This is a genomic window from Alkalibacterium sp. AK22, assembly GCF_000585255.1.
In the GTDB taxonomy this organism is placed as follows: domain Bacteria; phylum Bacillota; class Bacilli; order Lactobacillales; family Carnobacteriaceae_A; genus Alkalibacterium.
This window is the reverse complement of the sequence record NZ_JANL01000037.1, coordinates 93,955-114,012: the sequence shown is the minus strand read 5'-3', so window position 1 is coordinate 114,012 and position 20,058 is coordinate 93,955. Positions and strand designations below refer to the sequence as shown.

The 20,058-nt window shown below is 42.7% G+C and carries 20 protein-coding genes and 1 pseudogene; 17 read left to right on the top strand and 4 right to left on the bottom strand.

Annotated elements, in window-relative coordinates; genetic code table 11:
* The first annotated feature begins 132 nt into the window (after positions 1–132).
* The 12 genes and pseudogenes from infC (at position 133) to pepF (ending at position 10,193) form a co-directional block, all read left to right on the top strand.
* Positions 133–639 carry a translation initiation factor IF-3 gene (gene infC, locus ADIAL_RS08520; protein ID WP_034302541.1) on the top strand — a complete coding sequence of 169 codons (507 nt, stop codon included), beginning with the start codon at positions 133–135 and terminating at the stop codon, positions 637–639.
* Positions 640–698: 59 nt separating this feature from the next.
* Complete coding sequence (rpmI, locus tag ADIAL_RS08515) at positions 699–899, top strand: 50S ribosomal protein L35 (RefSeq protein WP_034302539.1); 201 nt, start codon at positions 699–701, stop codon at positions 897–899.
* Between the two features lie 38 nt (positions 900–937).
* Positions 938–1,297 carry a 50S ribosomal protein L20 gene (gene rplT, locus ADIAL_RS08510; RefSeq protein WP_034302537.1) on the top strand — a complete coding sequence of 120 codons (360 nt, stop codon included), beginning with the start codon at positions 938–940 and terminating at the stop codon, positions 1,295–1,297.
* Between the two features lie 222 nt (positions 1,298–1,519).
* Positions 1,520–2,944, top strand: a complete 1,425-nt coding sequence (hemG, locus tag ADIAL_RS08505; protein ID WP_034302535.1) for a protoporphyrinogen oxidase — start codon at positions 1,520–1,522, stop codon at positions 2,942–2,944.
* Between the two features lie 226 nt (positions 2,945–3,170).
* Entirely contained in the window at positions 3,171–4,190 is a 1,020-nt protein-coding gene (locus ADIAL_RS08500; RefSeq protein ID WP_034302533.1) for a lipoate--protein ligase, read from the top strand.
* A 160-nt stretch (positions 4,191–4,350) separates the two neighbouring features.
* Positions 4,351–4,587 carry a hypothetical protein gene (locus ADIAL_RS08495; protein ID WP_155849209.1) on the top strand — a complete coding sequence of 79 codons (237 nt, stop codon included), beginning with the start codon at positions 4,351–4,353 and terminating at the stop codon, positions 4,585–4,587.
* A gap of 51 nt (positions 4,588–4,638) precedes the next feature.
* Positions 4,639–5,373, top strand: a pseudogene (locus ADIAL_RS08490) (IS3 family transposase); the annotation flags it as partial.
* Complete coding sequence (locus ADIAL_RS11715; RefSeq protein WP_442853027.1) at positions 5,330–5,527, top strand: IS3 family transposase; 198 nt, start codon at positions 5,330–5,332, stop codon at positions 5,525–5,527. The pseudogene ADIAL_RS08490 and the gene ADIAL_RS11715, both read left to right, overlap by 44 nt.
* Before the next feature lie 297 nt (positions 5,528–5,824).
* Positions 5,825–6,232: a transcriptional regulator SpxA gene (spxA, locus tag ADIAL_RS08485; protein ID WP_034302531.1), complete on the top strand. Its 408-nt coding sequence runs from the start codon at positions 5,825–5,827 to the stop codon at positions 6,230–6,232.
* A gap of 216 nt (positions 6,233–6,448) precedes the next feature.
* Positions 6,449–7,093, top strand: a complete 645-nt coding sequence (locus ADIAL_RS08480; protein ID WP_034302529.1) for an adaptor protein MecA — start codon at positions 6,449–6,451, stop codon at positions 7,091–7,093.
* 95 nt (positions 7,094–7,188) lie between these two features.
* Complete coding sequence (locus tag ADIAL_RS11135; RefSeq protein WP_051503830.1) at positions 7,189–8,313, top strand: competence protein CoiA; 1,125 nt, start codon at positions 7,189–7,191, stop codon at positions 8,311–8,313.
* 65 nt (positions 8,314–8,378) lie between these two features.
* The gene (gene pepF / locus ADIAL_RS08470) at positions 8,379–10,193 is read left to right on the top strand and encodes an oligoendopeptidase F (protein WP_034302527.1); all 1,815 of its coding nucleotides are present in this window, start codon (positions 8,379–8,381) and stop codon (positions 10,191–10,193) included.
* A 90-nt stretch (positions 10,194–10,283) separates the two neighbouring features.
* Here the strand turns inward: pepF and ADIAL_RS08465 are convergent, their stop codons facing one another.
* Positions 10,284–10,907, bottom strand: coding sequence for a DsbA family protein (locus ADIAL_RS08465; protein ID WP_051503829.1), 624 nt, complete (start codon positions 10,905–10,907; stop codon positions 10,284–10,286).
* A 173-nt stretch (positions 10,908–11,080) separates the two neighbouring features.
* Positions 11,081–11,665, bottom strand: coding sequence for a CYTH domain-containing protein (locus tag ADIAL_RS08460; protein ID WP_034302525.1), 585 nt, complete (start codon positions 11,663–11,665; stop codon positions 11,081–11,083).
* A gap of 104 nt (positions 11,666–11,769) precedes the next feature.
* Between ADIAL_RS08460 and ADIAL_RS08455 the strand changes: the two genes are divergently transcribed.
* From ADIAL_RS08455 to ADIAL_RS08445, 3 genes are read left to right on the top strand one after another with little or no spacing between them, the layout of a single operon-like run.
* Positions 11,770–12,390, top strand: coding sequence for a GTP pyrophosphokinase (locus tag ADIAL_RS08455; protein ID WP_034302524.1), 621 nt, complete (start codon positions 11,770–11,772; stop codon positions 12,388–12,390).
* A 36-nt stretch (positions 12,391–12,426) separates the two neighbouring features.
* Positions 12,427–13,251, top strand: a complete 825-nt coding sequence (locus tag ADIAL_RS08450; protein WP_034302522.1) for an NAD kinase — start codon at positions 12,427–12,429, stop codon at positions 13,249–13,251.
* Positions 13,229–14,137, top strand: a complete 909-nt coding sequence (locus ADIAL_RS08445) for an RluA family pseudouridine synthase (RefSeq protein ID WP_034302520.1) — start codon at positions 13,229–13,231, stop codon at positions 14,135–14,137. The genes ADIAL_RS08450 and ADIAL_RS08445 overlap by 23 nt, the downstream gene beginning before the upstream one ends.
* Before the next feature lie 2 nt (positions 14,138–14,139).
* Here ADIAL_RS08445 and ADIAL_RS08440 read toward each other — a convergent pair whose 3' ends face one another.
* Positions 14,140–14,583, bottom strand: coding sequence for a GNAT family N-acetyltransferase (locus tag ADIAL_RS08440; RefSeq protein WP_034302518.1), 444 nt, complete (start codon positions 14,581–14,583; stop codon positions 14,140–14,142).
* Between the two features lie 139 nt (positions 14,584–14,722).
* Here ADIAL_RS08440 and ADIAL_RS08435 point away from each other — a divergent pair, with 139 nt between their 5' ends.
* Positions 14,723–15,841: an AI-2E family transporter gene (locus ADIAL_RS08435; protein ID WP_051503828.1), complete on the top strand. Its 1,119-nt coding sequence runs from the start codon at positions 14,723–14,725 to the stop codon at positions 15,839–15,841.
* A gap of 23 nt (positions 15,842–15,864) precedes the next feature.
* Positions 15,865–17,448, top strand: coding sequence for a peptide chain release factor 3 (locus ADIAL_RS08430; protein ID WP_034302609.1), 1,584 nt, complete (start codon positions 15,865–15,867; stop codon positions 17,446–17,448).
* A 92-nt stretch (positions 17,449–17,540) separates the two neighbouring features.
* On the opposite strand, the gene ADIAL_RS08425 is transcribed toward ADIAL_RS08430, so the two are convergent.
* Positions 17,541–19,754, bottom strand: a complete 2,214-nt coding sequence (locus ADIAL_RS08425; RefSeq protein ID WP_034302516.1) for an ATP-dependent Clp protease ATP-binding subunit — start codon at positions 19,752–19,754, stop codon at positions 17,541–17,543.
* Positions 19,755–20,058 lie beyond the last annotated feature (304 nt).

The following is a 20,058-nucleotide window of genomic DNA, read 5'->3' as shown; positions in this document are numbered from 1 at the left end:
CGAACGTATATAAAAGCATAGAATGTATATGCATGTGCGGAGTAAAGACGGGCCTTCTATAGTGTATGGAAGCCTGTCTTTTTCTGTGTTTTTCTCGCAAATACTTTGGAGGTGACCACCATAGCTAAAGACATGATTGTCAATGACCGCATCCGTGCCAACGAGGTACGACTGATCGGTAAGAACGGTGAACAGATAGGAGTAGTCCAGCGCAGCGAAGCAATGAGATTAGCAGAAGAGTCGAATATGGACTTGGTACTTGTTTCTCCGAATGCTAAACCACCAGTGGCGCGTATTATGGACTATGGTAAATATCGCTATGAGCAGCAGAAAAAGGAACGTGAAGCAAGAAAGAATCAGAAAATCGTCAACGTCAAAGAGATTCGTCTAAGTCCGACAATCGATGACCATGATTTCGATACTAAATTGCGTAATGCACGTAAATTCCTTGAAAAAGGCGATAAAGTGAAAGTTTCTATCCGTTTCAGAGGACGAGCTATTACACATAAGGACATTGGACGTGAAGTGTTGGAGCGCATGGCAGACAAAGCATCTGACATTTCGACAGTTGAATCTAAGGCTAAAATGGATGGCCGCAGCATGTTCTTGATGCTCGCACCGAAAAGTGAAACGAAATAAACTCAGCTACTGACTGATTTTATGCAACCATTATAGAAGAGTATTGGAGGAAATCAATAATGCCTAAGCAAAAAACGCACAAAGGATCAGCAAAACGTTTCAAGAGAACAGGATCCGGTAAACTGAAAAGAAGTCACGCAAAGACAAGCCACATGTTCGCTAACAAGACGCAAAAGCAGAAGCGTAAACTGCGTAAATCAGCAATGGTTTCTAGTGCTGACTACAAGCGTATTAAACAGCAGCTTGCTAAAATGAAATAAAGACAAGATTCTAGGATTGTATTGAAGGAGGAAAAATAATGGCACGAGTAAAAGGTGGAGTCGTCACTCGCAGACGCCGTAATCGAGTTTTAAAATTAGCTAAAGGATACTATGGTGCGAAGCACCGCTTGTTCAAAGTTGCAAAACAGCAGGTCATGAAATCATACATGTATGCATACAGAGACCGTAAACAAAACAAGCGTAACTTCCGCAAACTATGGATTGCGCGTATCAACGCCGCAGCACGTATAAACGGATTGAGCTACTCAAAATTCATGCATGGCCTGAAATTAGCTGAAATCGACATGAACCGTAAAATGCTGGCGGACTTAGCAGTCAACGATGCACAGGCATTTGCTGCATTGACTGACAAAGCAAAAGACGCACTAAGCAAATAATACTAGAGACCTTGTAACAGGCAGTTTACAATTACCTGTTACAAGGTTTTTTTTATGTCTTCAGTTAAAAAGACCATACAAACCCCTATCTTCATGGTATAATATGGAGGATATTTTTTAAAATCGGTTAGAATATGTCCAGTGTATGCAACGTGCCCTATGCTGTTCCAACCCCTTTTCAGGGAGGAGACTAGCTGAAAGACAAGGAAATGAGGTGAAAAAGTGGCTGAAATTAAGAAGAGAATAGCAGTCATCGGTAGCGGGATCACAGGGCTGACAACTGCATACCGTCTGCAGGCTGAAATCAAGACACACAATTTGCCTTATGAGGTGATTGTACTGGAAGCGTCTATCCGGTCAGGAGGCAAACTCTACACAATGAAATTTGGAGAGCAGTTTATCGACTTGGGAGCTGAATCGATTGATTCGAGGCGCTCTGAGGCGGTAGATCTCATCGAAGAGCTGAACTTGGTTGATCGTTTAGCTTACAGCAGAAACGGGAAACAGGATATTTTTGCTTTCAACAAGCTTTATCATATGGACTGTGCTACGTATAAAGGTATTCCTGTAAAGCGATCAGATATCTGGAAATACGATATCGTATCATTTCAGGGAAAACTTTCCTTTTTAAAAGATACTTACTTTTCTAAAACTGAATTAAGTAAAGAAGTTACAGCCCGAGACTATCTTGCAGAACGTGTCGGGGATGAAGTAGCGGAATACGTTGCCGAGCCATTTTTCGCCAAAATATATTCAAGTGATATCGATGAAATCGGGATTCATGGACTAAATGAGCCCCTGGTTGAACTCGAAGAGGAACATGGAACGTTAACCCGGGCACTAGAGGACAATCCACAACTTCAGGATGGAGACGGGAACTATGTGACTTTCGATCAAGGACTCGAGACGCTAACTCGGACACTCACGGAAAAAATTGAGCCAATAATCCGTTACTCCAAAAAAGTAACAGATGTAAAAAAGAGTATCAATGAAACCTATCTGCTAGATATTAATAAAAAAGAGCAGCTGAGGGTTAACAGTGTAGTAGTGGCGACCGATTCTGCCGCCTACAATCAGATTTTTTCTGACATTGATCTTAGCGACTATTTCAAAGACATCAAAATGGGATCCATCGGCTTTGTTCTTTTCAGCTTTCCGAAAGGGTCTCTAAACAAAGCGCCCAAAGGAAATGGAGTATTGCTGGGGCGCCGAAATAACTCCTATATACAGAGTGTTGTCTGGCTGAATAAAAAATGGGCTCATTTTGCCGATAGGGATGAAGAGCTTTTGGGTATTTACTTCGGCAGGAGTACAGACGGAATCATGATGTCTTTGAGTAATAAGCAGATTGAAGAGGCGATACTGAAGGATCTCAATAAAATGCTTGGTATCCGTCAGAAGCCTAATTACCGGATCATCAAGCGATGGCCGAATGCCATCCCGCAGTTTACTCTCAATCATGAACAGAATACAACCCGGCTTTCTGATTTTCTAAAGAAGCAGTATGCTGGACTGTATCTGGTCGGTAACGGCATGGACGGTTTCGGCATCAATAACTGCATCAAGCAAGCAAACGAAGTCAGTAAAAAAGTGCTGGACCATTTAAAAAAACAAAAAAGTATATTAGCGGTCGAAGCTGATCGCTAAACTGACAGCCGTTATGTCCGGTTAAGGACATAGAGGGGCTGTCTTTTAATATATATGGGTGACTGACAGGATGTGCATTGAGTGTTGTCCAGGAGAGTGATAAAATCAGAGGGAAGCAAACAGCCGGAGTAGTGATACCATGAAGCGATATCTAAAGTTTTGGGTGCACAGATAAAGCAGTGTGATCTTAGTCCGGTGATTAGAATAAGAAAAGGAGCAGATGCTTGTGTATTATGTAAAAAATGAGAGAAATGGGAAAGAAGTTCACGACCCCAGCCTGAATCTGGCTATTGAGTACTATTTATTGAATGAAGTGGAGCTGGATGAACCGATTCTGCTTTTTTACATTAATGATCACTCTATCATTGTCGGACGAAACCAGAATACCTATGAAGAAGTGAATACCAATTATGTAGATGACCAGGACATTAAAGTGGTCCGCAGGTTTTCCGGTGGAGGCGCAGTATATCATGATATGGGCGTACTTAACTTCTGTTTTCTGACAAAAGATGACGGTGAGTCTTTTAGGGACTTCAAGAAATTTACTTTGCCGGTGATTGATGCCCTGCATCAGATGGGAGTGGATGGAGCAGAGCTGAAGGGTAGAAATGACCTGGTTATTGATGGAAAGAAATTCTCGGGCAACGCAATGTATGCGAAAAATAATCGGCTGACTGCCCACGGGACACTAATGTTTGATTCTGAAATCGAAGCTGTCGTCAAAGCATTAAAGCCAAAGAAACACAAGCTAGAATCAAAAGGCATTAAATCGATCAGAAGCCGGGTCACGAATATCAAGCCTTATCTGGATGATTCTTATCAGTATATGAATGCCAAAGATTTCAGGGATAAACTACTGCTTTACATCTTTGATACGGATACAAAAGAGACAATTAAAGAATACAAGCTGACAGAAGCAGACTGGGAAAAAATCGATGCCTTTGCTGATGCTTATACTGGAAACTGGGAATGGAACTATGGTAAGTCACCGGCTTTTGATACAGAGCGCAGTGAACGCTTGTCGGTCGGCACCGTTGAAGTGAAAATGAATGTCAGGCAGGGAACGATTGAAGCTATCCGCGTGTACGGAGACTTTTTTGGAATGGGCGAAATTGCAGACGTGGAACAGGCACTGACTGGTGTTGCTTATACCAGAGAGGCAATTACGTCAGCACTCAACGGTCTGGACCTCAATAAGTACTTTGGACAAGTTGAAGTAGAGGAACTTGTCAATTTGCTGTATTAATATGGAATTACAATAGAAGCAGCAGGGAATAAAGCTGCCAGTTCAAAAAGGCACCGTCTGATCTCCATACAGGGAGTAGACTAACACAATAAAATGAGACAATATAAAACACCTTCGAAGTGGTATCATTTACAAAATACTATGTCGGAGGTGTTTTTGCGTGGGCAAAAACGTATATTCAAGTGAAGTAAAATGGGCAGTTGTTAAAGCTAAGTTAAGTGGCGAACTAACGAACAAAGAGATTATGGGAAAATATGGTATAAAGAATGTCACTCAAATCAAAACATGGATGAAGTGGTGTCGAACAAATCAAATCCATCGTTTTGACCAGCCGATCGGAAAACAATATTTATATGGACTTGGACCGGAATTCAAAAGTGAAGAAGAAAAAAAATAAACAGGTGGAACATTTACAAATGGAAAATCAGATTTTAAAAAAGTATTTAGAACTCAAAAAGGAGTTGAAAAAATAGTCCACCAATTGGTGGACGTATTTAGACAAAAGCATACTATCCGTGCTGTTTTGGCTGCTTTGGGTATAGCACGATCTACGTATTACCGGTGGACGAAAAAACCAAAGACAGGCTTGTCGAAGGTGGCGTTGGGTATTACGGAATCATGCCAAAAACAGAAATACCGTTACGGTCACCGCAAGATTACGAAACTCTTGAAACGATACTATAAAATTAAACGTCACCGGAATACTGTTCAACGAGTCATGCAAAAACTAAACATACAATGCCGAGTAAAGCCAAAACGTAAGTGGAAGTCTCAGGGAGAAGCAGTAATCATTGCTCCTAATTTATTGAAGAGAAACTTCACGGCTTCACAACCAAATGAGAAATGGGTAACTGATATTACCTATATTCAATATGGTCCGGAAATAAAGTATCTTTCAACTATTATAGATTTGTTTAATCATGAAGTCGTCGCATATAAGCTATACAACCACCAACAGACACCCTTAGTGATTGATACGTTGAACGCAGCCTTAAAAGCAAAAGGACATCCTAACGGCGTCCTCATTCATTCTGACCAAGGGTCAGTTTATACTTCTTATGCCTTTCAAGGTTTAGTTCAGGAAAAAGACTCGATAAGTAGTATGTCTAGAAGAGGTAACTGTTGGGATAACGCAGTTATTGAGTCATTTCACTCAACTATTAAATCAGAAGAGTTCCAGTAAATCAGAAGAGTTCCAGTATATTAAGTTCAATTCTTTGACCTCACAAGAGGTCACCGCTAAAGTCGGTGACTATAGGAATTATTACAATAATGATCAAATTCAAGAAAAATTAGACTACTACTCCCCATTAGAATATGGAGGAATAGCAGTCTAAGAAGGTGTTTTATTAGTGTCTCAAATCAGCAGGTCAGTCTAGAGAAAAGGCGGTACTTTATTTTAGGAGTTAATCTTCGCATGTTCCTAGTTTATAATAATTATAAACTGAAAGTTGCATTAAAACCTATACAAGCCCGTTATAAGTGCTTTTATTTAGTTTATTATCGTAAATTTGACTGTGAGAGACAAAAGTTTGTCAAAAAGGGTTTACAAAAGTTCACAATTGCTTTATAGTAATAATTGTAGAAAACGTCAACGCTTATCAGATACAGATATTAAGAGAGGGAGATACATAATGGTCACATTATTTACAACACCAAGTTGCACATCATGTAGAAAAGCAAAAGCATGGCTGGAAGAGTACGATATCCCTTATACAGAGAAAAATATGACTCATGAGCCGCTCGAATTAAATGAGATCCGGTCGATTATGAGAATGACTGAGGAAGGCACTGAAGATATTATTTCCAAACGATCCAAAGCTTTCAAAGAACTAGATATTGATCTAGACGACTTATCTATGCTGGAACTTTTTGAATTGATCCGCGAGAACCCGACACTAATCAGAAGACCCATTCTGCTGGATGATAAACGCCTGCAAATCGGCTATAACGAAGATGAAATCAGACAGTTTGTACCACGAGAAGTCCGAGCTATGGAACTGGAAAAGGCTCAAAAATTAGTTGCGCTAGCCCAGTCTTGATTTACACGTCTTGCCTGGAAAAAGAATCGACCTTAGTGTCGATTCTTTTTCCATTGTATAGGGTCTAGCCTGTCTCGAAATAAGCGACTGAACTTGTATTTAAAGGCTGGCTTTTGTATAATAAGTGAAGTGCAGTCTTTGCATTATGCTGCATAAAATAGCAAAAAACATCCCCAAAAGAGCTTGAGGCTCTAGAGAATTGTGAGGTGCGGGATAATGGAAATTGAACACATCAATGAAGATACTATCCGTGTGACAATCGAAAATACGGATCTAGAAGAACGTGGAATTACTTTCCTCGATTTATTGGGTAATCAGAAGCAGATTGAGAAATTCTTCTACAGCATTCTGGAAGAAGTTGACATAGACGAAGAATTCCAAGAGTCAGAAGCAGTCACTTTCCAAGTTATGCCCAACAACAATGGTCTCGAACTGTTTATCAGTAAAGGAACCAATTTTAAGGAAGGATTCAACCAGTTAGGCGGAGCTGATGAGGAGCTAGCCAGCAGTAGTGGTTTATCGGAGGAATCTGTGCCGAATATTGAAGATGAACTGGATACGGAAGCTAATGAGACAAAAGAAGTAACGATTGTGTTACAGGATTTTGAACAGATGATTCAGTTGTCGAAGTCTCTTTATATGGAAAGCGGCTTGTCGCATCTTTATGCTTATAAAAATCAGTACTATCTAAACCTGATTTTCTTTGTGGAAGAGATGAATGAAAAGACCAGTGAGGAAGAACTCGCTGTTGCCCTTGAATTTGGAGAAAAAAGCTCGGTATCCTCTGAAGTACTCAACGAATATGCTGACAAGATAATGGAAACCAATGCGCTTGAGTTGACCCGATTTTACTTTAATTGAAAGAAGAGCTGTGAAGAGACTATCTTCACAGCTTTTTTTAGTGAAAAAATAATCCGATGGACAATATATATATATAAAGAAATTGGAGGAAACACATGCTTATAGCTCTTAACGAAAAAAATGAACCAGTCAGGGCAGACAGTGCACCCATAGGGGCTCAGTACTGCTGTCCAGCATGCAAAGGCAAAGTCATACTGAAAAAAGGGGAGTTGAAGATTTCTCATTTTTCTCATTGGAGAAATCAGCTGTGCTCCAAAAGAACAGAATCGGAAACGGAAGAGCATCTAAGAGGAAAGCTAGATTTAATGCGGTGGGCACATAAGCGGCTGGGTGAAACAAAACTGGAGTACTACATTCCGGCGATCCGGCAAAGAACAGATTTACTCATTGTCCATAATAACTACTGGTTTGCCATCGAATTTCAGTGCAGCCCTTTGCCTGTCGCTTCCGTTCAAAGCAGAACGGAGGGCTATATAAGCATTGGTCTTCCAGTCGTATGGATTAGCGGCAACAAGCTAAAATTGTCACGTAAACCAACAGCACTCCACTGTGCGCTGATGAATGAAACAGGTAGTGGTGAGCTTTACTTTCTTCATTATGACCAGTCTAGCTGCCAGCTGATGGTGTACCATTCCTTTCACTCCTTAAAGGGTTATTTCTCATTTAGTTCTCGGTACATTCATTTTGGTAGCGAAGTCGATGCAACCAGCGTAAAGCAGGTAGAGATCCAGTCGTATGTATTACAGGCTCCTTCAGTAGCGAAAAATAGACTGAAGCAGCTCTATCGATTTAAGCTACACCAAGACAGCAGATATCGTCAGTTTTTTGAACTGCTGTATACGAGCCGCTTAAGTCTGGAAAGTATGCCCGAGGCTTTACTTCATCCGGTCGCAAGGGAGTGGATGATTAGGACAGTTCCGCAAGAGTGGAAACTGCTGTTGCTAAAGTGGATTGTCGCACTGCCAGAAAAACAGATACTAACCCAAAAACTCATTGACCGTCAAAGGGTGCAGTGGACAGAAAGCGGAAAGATTGATTTTTATTGTTTTCCAAATGTATCCAGTTCGGCGTTAAACCGGCCCCTAATCGATTTTCTGAAGCTGCTTGCCGCCTTGAGTGTGCTAGATTCACTTGGAGAAGGAAAATGGCGGGTCAATCGTAAATGTCGAACTATTAGAATGCTGTCAAAAACAAATGAATGCATAATTACTGATTTCTGATTATTCTATTCAATTTTAAAGTGTGGTATGATTAAATTAGTCTGAAAAATATAGGAGGAACATTAATGAACGATGTTAAAAAACTGCCTTTGCGAGAAGACGTCTCTAATGAACTGACCTGGGATTTGACCACTATCTACGCATCTGATGAAAAATGGGAAGAGGATTTTGAAAGGCTGAAACAAGACGCAGCAGATGTGACTAGGTTCAAGGGGAGGCTGAATGAAGGGGCTCGTATTTTTCAGGAGGCACTCGAAGCTGTTCTGGGGCTTTCACGAAAAATCAGTTCACTCTATGTCTATGCACACCTAAAAAACGACCAGGATACAGGTAACAGCACCTATCAGGCGATGAATGACAAAGCGCGTTATATGATTGCCCAGGCTCAGGAAGCTACTTCTTGGTTTGAACCGGAAGTGATTGAGCTCTCTGAGTCAGTCCTGAAAAGCTACTTCAATCACAATAAAGAGTTAGAAATATACAGGCATTACATTGAACAAATGACGGCCAATAAGGAGCACGTCCTGTCGTCAGAAATGGAAGCCCTTTTGGCTGGAGCCAGTGAAATATTCAATTCGTCCACTCAGACATTCAGTGTACTGAACAATGCAGATCTGAAATTTCCCGAAGTCAAAAACGATAAGGGGGAAACTGTTCAGCTTTCGCATGGTATGTTTGGCGAACTGATGGAAAGTACTGACCGGAGCGTCAGAGAGCAAGCCTTTAAGAAAATGTACGCAGTTTACAAGGATTTTAAAAACACTTTTGCCAGCACTTTGGCATCAACTGTCAAAAATCATAACTATTTGGCTAAAGTACACAACTACTCATCGGCAAGAGAAAGCGCCTTGTCCAATAACCATATTCCTGAAACAGTACATGATACGCTGATTCAGGTGGTTAATGACCATCTGCCCTTGCTGCACCGCTACATGGCGCTGCGCAAGCAGGTTCTTGAACTTGACGAGCTGCATATGTATGATCTCTATACTCCAATTACCGGAGAAGCCAGCTTGAAATACAGCTACAATGAGGCGAAATCCAAGACGTATGAAGGACTGCAGCCACTTGGCGATGAATACAAGGCCGTACTGGACCAGGCTTTTAATGACCGCTGGATTGACGTAGTAGAAAATCAGGGCAAGAGAAGTGGAGCTTATTCAAGCGGCACCTACGATACGAATCCTTTTATCTTGCTAAACTGGCATGATTCACTGAATCATCTCTATACACTGGTACATGAACTGGGGCACAGTGCGCACAGCTACTTTACTCGGGATACCCAGCCTTACGTTTATGGGAACTATTCAATTTTCCTGGCTGAGATTGCTTCAACGACAAATGAAAATCTGCTGACCGATTACTTGCTGAAAACAACTGAAAATCCCAAAGCCCGTGCTTATGTTTTAAGTCATTATCTAGACGGCTTTAAAGGAACAGTTTTTCGGCAAACGCAATTTGCTGAATTTGAGCATCTGATGCATGTGGAAGCGGACAAAGGGACACCCCTGACCGCAGATTATTTGAGCAAGCAGTATCAGCAGATCAACAGTAAGTATTACGGTGATTCTGTTGAAAAAGATGAGGAGATTCAGTATGAATGGGCCAGAATTCCTCATTTCTATTACAATTACTATGTCTATCAGTACTCCACCGGTTTCTGTGCAGCCACTGCACTGGCGGACGCAATGATCAAAGAGGAGGACGGAGCACTGGATGCTTACTTGACTTACCTCAAAGCAGGAAGCAGCGACTTCCCTATTCAGGTCATGCAGAAGGCGGGTGTGGACATGACCAGCCGCGATTACTTGCTCAGAGCAATGGCTGTTTTTGAAGAGCGAGTGGACGAACTGGAAAAAGCACTTAAGGCAATAAAATAAATCGGATTAGACACAAAACGTTCCCTTACTCCCAGTAGATTCAGGAGCAAGGGAACGTTTTGTTGTTATGGATAAGGCTTTTCCTGCCTGTCACACCATTTGAAAAACATTCGCAAGGTTTTGATAAGAGAGCCCGGATTTTTCTAGCTGATCATCGCAAAGACCGTGAAGCATCTGCTTAGTGATAGAAGATTCGACCCGATAGCCTTGACGGGTGTCTTTACTGGAATAGATGACACAGGAAGGAGCTTCTGTTACGTTCATATCCATTGCCAGTTTCTGGTCCTTATTGAATGCTTTTTTGGAAAATTCGGACTCCAGATCCTCCTGAAACATTTCGATATCCAAAGAGATAGTCTCGGCAATTTCAAGGAAAAGCGAGGATGAAACCACCTGATTACCTTCGACAACCAGCTTCTGAAGTTCCATCAGAAATTTTCGCCCCATTTTCTTGCCTTGAAAAGAGGCAGCCTGAAAAGCCAGACTAGCATCATAGGAGGCTGCGTAAAGTTCATTTCTGTCTTTAGTTGTACCGGTATGTCCTTCGTTAACCAGATTTTTGATGGAACGTAGATTAAGAAGGGGAATGAAGCGAACTTTCACTTTTTCATTTCGTTCAGCTGAAAAAGATTCAACCAGCTTTTCAGATTCGTAGCAGTTCGGTCCTAATGGATTAACGAACAGAAATACTTCAACAACTTTGTTTTTAAACATAATATACACACACCTAATTTGTTTTTATATTTATCGAGCAAGGTCTACTGTGGGGTCTATAACGACCCTCTCTACACTATATAGACTATCAGACAACGCGGGCGTTTTGTAATAATCTGCCCAAAAACAGTGATAAAATCAGGTGTGGTGTGACAATTTCGTCACAATTGACATTAGCCATTCAAATGTGCCGATACAGCACGCTTGATCTTGTTGGGAGTTTTTCTGACTGGGATACCATAAGTATGCAAGAGAGAGTTGAATACTGTGTTTCCGGTCTCGATAGACGGAGATTCCAGTTCCAGCTCATAATCTGTGGTGTTACTGTACCAGCTTCGATCCAGTACCAGTAAGCAGTTCTCATAAGGTCTTTCTAGACGCTCAGTTGTCAGCTCAGCAATTTTTTTCACCTGTGTTATTTCCAGTTCCAACTCCTCGCGGATAAAGCTGGTCAAAGAGGGAGGTAGTTCAAAAATGGAAGCATTGATTGTCTTAATGGCCTCTGAATGGTTCAGGGGAAGATTCCATTCCTTGTGATGCCCTTTAAAAGGTGTTTTTAAGGTTATTTCAGCCTCATCTTTTTTCACTCGTATTCTAAGGGCACAGGCTGAGCGCCTCAAAGCCTCGTCCGTTGTGTCAAAGTAGGTGTTGGTTTGTTTGAAGCCTGAAGCATCGGCACCGAAAAAATCAGTTTTTAAACGGGCATATTCTGTGGCGTTGAGAAGGTTTTTAAATTCTATTTCAATCTCTTGGTTCATTAAGCATCATCCTCTGTCAGTACTTTAATTAATAATAGTATGGTACAATAGTAGCAAGAAAACAAGGTGAAAACTAATATAAAATAGCAAAGAAGGTAGAGGATATGCATAGAGACTGGGAACTTTTCCTGCTTCCTTACAAGCAAACAGTAGATGAACTAAAAGTTAAACTGCGTGGTTTGAGAGAAATGTACCGGTTAAGAAAAGAGCACGGACCCATCGAATTTGTGACTGGCAGAGTCAAGCCGGTGAACAGTATCCTGCTCAAATCTAGAACCCGTCACATACCTCTGGAGAAGCTTGAAACAGATATGGAAGACTTGGCAGGTATTCGCATCATGTGTCCCTTCGTGGAGGACATTTATGATGTTGTTGAGATGCTCAAGCACCGAAACGATTTGAAAGTTGTATATGAAAAAGATTATGTGACTCACAAAAAAGACAGTGGTTATCGCTCCTACCACATGATCTGTGAGTATCCAGTCCAGTTGATAGACGAAGTTAAGACTGTACTGGTTGAGATACAGATCCGGACCCTTGCTATGAACTTCTGGGCATCGATTGAGCATTCTCTGAATTATAAGTATCAGGGCGAATTTCCATCGGAAATTAACGACCGTTTGCAGAAAGCTGCGGAATCAGCTTTTCAGTTGGATGAAGAGATGTCGACTATAAGGGACGAAATCAAGGGCATCCAGAAAAATTATCGATTCAGCAAAGATTAGTAGAAAACAGATAATGCTAAAGAAAGGGAGTATTCAGTGAGGATCGCACTTGTACACAACTATACGAACGGCTCACTCAAAGTCAGTGACAAACTGAAAGCCCTGCTGCTCAATGAACAGTTCACCATGGTCAGTACTGATCCGAATATTGTTATATCAGTTGGAGGGGACGGCACTTTGTTGTCGGCCTTTCACCGCTATGCTCATTTGCTTGATCAAGTAAGGTTTATTGGCGTACATACCGGCCACCTGGGATTCTATACTGACTGGCGCGAGTATAATATTGATGAACTTGTCAGCAGCCTGAAAAACGATACTGGAGAATTTATTCAGTATCCTCTGCTGGATGTTGAACTGGTTTATACAGATACTAAGAAATCCAAGCACTTTTTGGCACTGAACGAATCAACAATCAAGCAGCCCAACGGGACACTGGTATGTGATGTCTTTATAAAAGAGGAGCACTTTGAGCGGTTCAGGGGAGATGGCTTGTGTGTATCCACACCGACCGGTTCTACTGGCTACAACAAGTCGGTCGGAGGGGCAGTCTTGCACCCTAGACTTGAGGCGCTGCAGCTGACAGAAATGGCTTCTCTGAACAACCGAATATTCAGAACTTTGAGTTCACCTATGATTATTGCCCCCGATGAATGGATCAGACTTAAACCGGTCGGGGTAGATAAAATCAGTCTGACCATTGATCAGCTAGTCTCAGAAGAAAACGATATTGACCATATCCGAATGAAGATAGCTGATGAGCGGATCCGTTTTGCCCGTTATCAGCATACTCATTTTTGGAATCGTGTGGAAGATGCATTTATAGGAGCGAAGCAGTACGATGCAGATTCAATGGACAGTTAAGGATACAGAAGAGCAGGCTAAAACACTTAAAGCCTTTTTGAAGCGCAGACAGATATCCAAGCGCTTACTCAGTAAAATCAAGTACAGAGGAGGAGAGCTTAAAGTGAATAATCGTCCTGTCCGTGTCAGAGAACCATTAGCTGCAGGAGACTTGGTCACACTCGTTTTACCTAGAGAAACCGGCAGTGAGAACCTGTCTGTTTCTGAGCAGCCGATTGACATCGTATATGAAGACGAACATTACCTGCTGTTGAATAAGCCTTTCGGAGTAGCCTCTGTTCCATCGGCTCTCTATCCGGCTGATACAATGGCCAGCCGGGTCAAAGGCTATATCCGCAGACAGAATTATCATCACCAGACGGTCCATATTGTGAGCAGGCTCGACCGGAATACTTCAGGTATTATGATTTTTGCCAAGCACGCTTTGGCTCACTCCTATCTTGATCAATTACTGCAAAATCAGGGGGTTTACAAGGAGTATACTGCCTTTACAGCTGATAGAATCAAGGAGAGTGAAGGCATGATTGATGCGCCGATTGCGCGATCTGCCGGATCGATAATTGAACGTACAGTCGATCCGAATGGAAAACCTTCACGGACTGAATACTGGCTGACTAAGCTCTATGGTGAAGCTTCAAAAGTTAGAATTCAACTTCATACTGGCAGGACCCATCAAATCAGAGTGCACTTTGCGCATATTGGTCATCCCTTACTGGGTGATACACTTTATGGCAGCAACAAGCCACAATTGATTAACCGTCAGGCCCTGCACTGCTCGAACATTATATTTAATCATCCTTTCACTGGGACAAAGCTCTCGGTTAAAGCGCCTTTGCCTAATGACCTCAAGAATCTCGAATACCGGCTGACAGAAAAAGATCACTGAACTTATTGTTCAGTGATCTTTTTATACATAAAGTGATGAGGAATGCCGGCATCGAGAAAGCCGTCACCAGATACCTCAAAGCCACAGCTTTTATAAAAGGGGATAGCATGGTCTTGAGAATCCAGTACCATGAGTGAACTTTGCCAGTGCACTTCAGCCAGGGATTCGATTTTTGCCAGTAGGTCTTTACCCAGTTTCTTGTCACGATATTCCTTAAGCACAGCAACGCGTTGAATCTTTAGTGAATGATCCGGCTTTTTGTACAGCCGGGCTGTGCAGCAGGGGGTTTCATTTAGATAGCCGACCAGATGAACAGTCTGATTTTCGAGTTCATCGATTTCCAGCGACTCTTCTACGTGTTGTTCGTTTATAAACACTGCTCTTCTAATGTCCAGCGCATCCTTGTAGATGCTGCTGTCAAGGTCTGTAGTCATCCTAAACTTCATGCCTTATCCGCTCCTTAGAAATAAGATTTACTATAGCAAGTATTGACCAAATCGTCAATTTTGCCGTCAAACACCTCTTTCATTATAGTCAGGAGTGAATTATAATATATAGGACAGATAAGGGAAAGAGGAGGATAATGTGATTAACTGGAGAAAGTCCAAACTTATGTTCTGGACTATCTGGCTGCTGGCAGCCTCATTGCTTATATTTGTACTTCAGCAGATCGACTTTATACTGAATCCAATTATCGGCATATTGACAGCTCTCTTTATGCCGTTGCTGATAGCAGGATTTTTGTATTATCTGCTTAACCCGATAGTCAAACTGCTTGAGCGAGTACGGGTGAAACGGACCTATGGTATTGCTGTAGTCATGTTTTTACTGCTTGGACTCATTGTACTGGCTATTTTGAGGGGCATACCGATGCTGATTGAACAGACAACCAGTCTGATTTCAGGTATTCCGGACTTTGTCAGTGAACTGGAAACTTATGCCTTGCGTATTTCACAGGAACCCTGGATGGAACAGTTGGATGTAGAAACAGCATTGAATAATTTTGAAATCTGGCTCAGGAATGTAAGTTCGCAGTTTTTATCAGGAATTGTTTCGGGTGTCGGGGGAGCTATCCAAATGTTTACCGAGATTGCGTTTGTTTCAATCACTGTCCCAGTCATCCTGTTTTATATGCTCTATGATGGAGGTAAATTTGTTCCTTTTGCCGTGAGTCTCACACCCCAGCAATACAAAGATAATGTAGAAGAATTGATCCAGCAGACAGACCGTACGATATCTAGTTATATATCCGGCAAAGGCATGGCTTCATTTCTGGTCGGCTTGTTGCTGTTTATCATGTACTCGATTATTGGACTGCCTTACACGTTTCTGCTTTCTTTTTTTGCGGCCATCACCAACTTTATTCCTTATGTAGGACCATTCATTGGGGCAGGCCCCGCCGTTATTGTCGGCCTAATCGAGTCACCAGCTACAGCTGTTTTGGCTTCAGTATTTGTTCTGATTGCTCAGCAGCTGGATAGTAATCTGTTCACACCGCTATTTGTAGGGAAGTCACTTTCTATCCATCCGCTGACAGTTATTCTGGTCCTGTTGGCCTCTGCCAACATTGCTGGCCTAGTCGGCATGCTGATTGGTGTCCCGCTGTTTGCGATATTAAAAACCATTGTTACCTATCTTATTGGGATGGTAAGAGAAGAGCGGATTGAAAAAGCCCGTAAAATCAAGCACGAACAAAATATATAATAGATGAAGGAAGTTTAGTATTGATTAATAAAAAAGAACTAGAAACAGAAGTCAAAAGAAGACGCACCTTTGCAATTATTTCCCACCCTGATGCGGGAAAGACAACGATTACGGAGCAGCTGCTGCTTTTCGGGGGAGCTATCCGTCAGGCAGGGACCGTCAAAGCCAAAAAGAGCGGAAAGTTTGCCAAATCGGACTGGATGGAGATTGAGAAGCAGAGAGGGATCTCTGTAACCAGTTCCGTCATGCAGTTTGAGTACCAGAACAAACGGATCAACATTTTAGATACACCTGGACACGAAGATTTTTCTGAAGACACCTACCGGACACTGATGGCTGTCGATGCAGCCGTCATGGTCGTTGACAGTGCAAAGGGAATCGAAGAACAGACCAAAAAGTTGTTTAAAGTCTGCCGTATGCGAGGCATTCCCATTTTTACCTTTATGAACAAACTGGATCGGGATGGACGTGAGCCATTAGAGCTGATTGAAGAGCTAGAAGAGGTTCTGGAAATCGATGCCTATCCCATGAACTGGCCTTTTGGCTCAGGTAAAAATCTTCTCGGCCTGTATGATCTGTATCATAACCGGATCGAACTGCACAGACCTGAGGAGATGAATGGCGGGGAGCGTTTCATTCCATTGACTGCTGAAGGGGAAATTGAAGGAGACCATAAGATTAAAAACGAAAGTCTGTACGATCAGGTTCTGGATGAAGCATTGCTACTGAAAGAAGCGGGCAACGATTTCTCAAAAGAGGCCATAACCAAAGGTAAACTGACACCTGTCTTTTTCGGTTCGGCATTGACCAATTTTGGCGTGCAGACTTTTCTGGAAACCTTCTTGGAGTTTGCTCCTGAACCAGCGGAGCAAGAAACTGTAGAAGAAAAGGTGATTGAACCGACAGATGAAGAATTCTCAGGTTTTATCTTTAAAATCCAGGCCAACATGGATCCCAAACACCGTGACCGGATTGCTTTCCTTAGAATTTGTTCCGGTCAGTTTGAAAAAGGGATGGACGTGACTCTGTCACGCGAAGATAAAAAGATGCGTCTGTCGAACTCTACTCAGTTTATGGCTGAAAGCCGGGAAACAGTTTCGAGCGCTGTTGCAGGAGACATCATCGGGCTCTACGATACAGGTAATTTTCAGATTGGAGACACGATTTATTCGGGAAAAAATAAAGTCACTTTCAAGGAGCTGCCACAGTTCACGCCTGAGCTCTTTGTGAAAGTTGAAGCTAAAAACGTCATGAAGCAAAAATCTTTTCACAAAGGAATCAACCAGCTGGTTCAGGAAGGAGCTATCCAGCTTTATAAATCTTATCATGCTGAGAGTTACATTATTGGGGCTGTAGGGCAGCTGCAGTTTGAGGTATTTCAGCACCGTATGCGCAATGAATATAACTCCGAGGTTGTCATGACCTCTATTGGAAACCGAATCGCGCGATGGATTTCACAGGATCAGCTGGATGAGAATATGGGATCAAGCCGTAACGTGCTGGTTAGAGACCGCTTTGACAATCCACTCTTTCTCTTTGAGAATCAGTTTGCGCTTAGATGGTTCAGCGACAAGTATCCGGATGTTGAACTGACTGCTTTGCTATAAAATGCGAAAGAGCCGAAGACCGGTTGGATGAGTCCATCCGCTGGTCTTCGGCTCTTTCTATCCAGTCAATTGAGTAGGGCCGTAAAATTTGTCTATTGGGTGTCTTCAGATGGTTCTGAGGAGCCTGAGATCACAATCTGGTCATCAGTGACAGTCGCTTTGATCAGTCCAGTCTGCGGGCTGTTCAGATAAAACTCAGCTATCTTATCTTCAATCTGTTCCTCGATGACACGTCTAAGCGGCCGGGCACCCATTTTGGGATCGTAGCCCAAGTCGACTAGTTTCTCCTTGGCTGCCTGATCGACTTCAAGCGTGAGATCATGCTGACGCAACGCTTCATTAACATCTTTGAGCATTAGCTCGATTATATCCAGCAAGTTATCCTTGGTTAAAGAGTGGAACTCGACAATGCCGTCAAAGCGGTTGAGAAATTCAGGCTTGAAGTAGTCTCCGAGATGGCTGAGCAAGGAGTGCTGCCGTCCACTTAGCTGAGCCCCGAAACCGACACTTGATTCAACATTTGTTGTACCGGCATTGCTGGTCATGATAATAATGGTTTCTTTGAAATTGACGGTCCGCCCCTGAGCATCGGTCAGTCTGCCGTCATCCAAGATCTGAAGGAACATATGCAGAACGTCCGGATGAGCTTTTTCCACTTCATCCACGAGGATCAGGCTGTACGGGTTCCGACGGACTTTTTCAGTCAACTGCCCAGCTTCATCATAGCCGACATAACCTGGAGGGGAGCCAATCAGTTTGGAGGTGCTGTGTTTTTCCATGTATTCACTCATATCTAGCCTGACGTAAGCGTCCTTGCTACCGAACAGTTCTAGCGCCAGTGTCTTGGCTAGCTCGGTTTTTCCAACGCCTGTCGGACCGATAAACATGAAAGAGCCGATTGGGCGGTTTTTCTGTCTGAGGCCGATTCGGTTTCGGCGTATAGCTTTGGTGACTTTGGAGACAGCTTCATCCTGTCCAATCACATGGCGGCGGAGAGACTGGTCCAAATCTTTAAGCTGGGCTTGTTCTTTTTCTTTCAAATCTCCTACGGGTATGCCCGTCTTTATTTCAATTATATTGATGATATCCTGTTCGGTTACTTCAGGCTTTTCAGAATCTGGCGTCTGCTGCTCTTTCATTTCTTCATACTTTGCAGACTGATCACGGTAAAAAGCTGCTTTTTCGTAGTCTTCCTGCTCTAGTGCTTCTTGTTTCAGCCGTTCTGCTTCCTTTATTCTTTCTTCCAGGGTAGCCGGATCAACAGCCTGGATTGTCAGATTTTTCTTGGAACCTGATTCATCCAGCAGATCGATGGCCTTGTCAGGAAGGAAGCGGTCCTGAATATAGCGGTGAGACAATTCTACTGCAGCTTTCAGGGCCTTTTCCGTATAGTGTACATGATGGTAGTCTTCATACTGTTTCTGGATACCTTTAAGAATAGTCAATGTTTCTTCTAGTGAAGGCTCGTTGACTCTCACAGGCTGTAGACGCCTTTCCAGTGCAGAATCTTTTTCAATTTTTCGGTACTCATTCAATGTTGTTGCACCAACCATTTGAAGTTCCCCCCGGGCCAAAGCCGGTTTTAGAATGTTGCCGGCATCCATGCTGCCACCTTCAGCCGAACCGGCACCGACAAGCTCATGTACTTCGTCGATGAATAGGATAATATTGTCATTATCCTTAAGTTCGTTGATCAGCTGCTGCATTTTTTCCTCAAATTGGCCACGGATACCTGTACCCTGAACAAGAGAGGCAACATCCAGTCGGATTACTTCTTTATCCATCAGTTTGTGCGGGACTTCTCCGCTGATGATTTTAAGGGCCAGACCTTCTACGATGGCCGTCTTACCGACGCCTGCTTCACCAATCAGGACAGGATTATTTTTTTTGCGTCGGTTCAGGATTTCAATAACTCGTTCAATTTCAGTATCTCTGCCGATGACCGGGTCGATTTTTCCTTCTTTAGCCATGAGGGTTAGGTCCACACCATACTCTCCTAACAGTCCTCCGCGGCCGCCTCCGCCTTCTCCTGGAGGAGGTGTCTGTCCTCGGAACTGTTGCTGATCGTATGGAGAGTGTGTCTGCCTATCCTGCTCCATTCCTCGGGACAAGGCTTTGAACAGGTCGTCGAACTGATTAAAGCCGAACGGGTCAGAAGGGCGAGGCTGGTTTACTCTCCCACGCTGTTCCTGCTGCTTGATTTCCTGATAACACCTCTGACAGAGGTCAATCTCTCTTTTTTGACCATTGACAGTGGTCGTCAGATGGATAGTTGCATTTCTTTCCATACATCGCTGGCAAATCATAGTCAGTAACATCCTCTCGTTTTAAGTGTATAAGTGTATTATACTCGTATGAGCAGCAAAGGTCAGGTGATAAACATCTGACGACATCCATCGTCTGACCTTTATTGACCTTTTGCACTTACAGTATACTCTGACCTATTTTGACTTTCAAGTAGGAAAAGACAAAATAGGAAAAAATAGTTGTAGCTATGGGGAAAAAATGGTAACCTGTAATGGAAGAAAGATTAGCATGATGCTTTCTTTGTGTGCGCATTCAACATGCAGCGCCCGAGGAACAGATCGTGCTTTTATTTTTCTACCAAAT